This window comes from Streptomyces oceani (assembly GCF_001751245.1).
GTDB classification, from domain to species: domain Bacteria; phylum Actinomycetota; class Actinomycetes; order Streptomycetales; family Streptomycetaceae; genus Streptomyces; species Streptomyces oceani.
Genome location: NZ_LJGU01000038.1, coordinates 1 through 319, shown reverse-complemented (window position 1 = coordinate 319; position 319 = coordinate 1). Strand labels below are relative to the sequence as shown.

Sequence of the window (319 nt, the reverse complement as noted above, 5' to 3'; positions counted from 1 at the left end):
CGGCGGCGCGGCGGGTGGGCGCGGAGTGGACGGCTCCGGTGTTGGACGCTGATCCGGAGGCGGCTGAGCCGTGGGTGGCCACGGGCTATATCGCGGGGCCCTCGTTGATGGAGGTGGTGGACCGGGACTTCGGTCCGCTGCCGGAGAACTCGGTGCGGGCGCTGACGACGGGTCTGGTGCGGGCGCTTCAGGCGATTCACGGGGCGGGGTTGGTGCATCGGGATCTGAAGCCGTCGAACGTGTTGATCACGATCGACGGGCCGCGGGTGATCGACTTCGGGATCGCCCGTGCCCTGGACAGCGCCATGCAGTCCTCCGG

Annotated in this window: 1 protein-coding gene; it reads left to right on the top strand. The window is 70.5% G+C overall.

The window, feature by feature from the left end; genetic code table 11:
- Positions 1-319, top strand: a 319-nt coding sequence (locus AN216_RS00175; protein WP_170842972.1) for a protein kinase domain-containing protein, incomplete at both ends; no start/stop codon positions are given.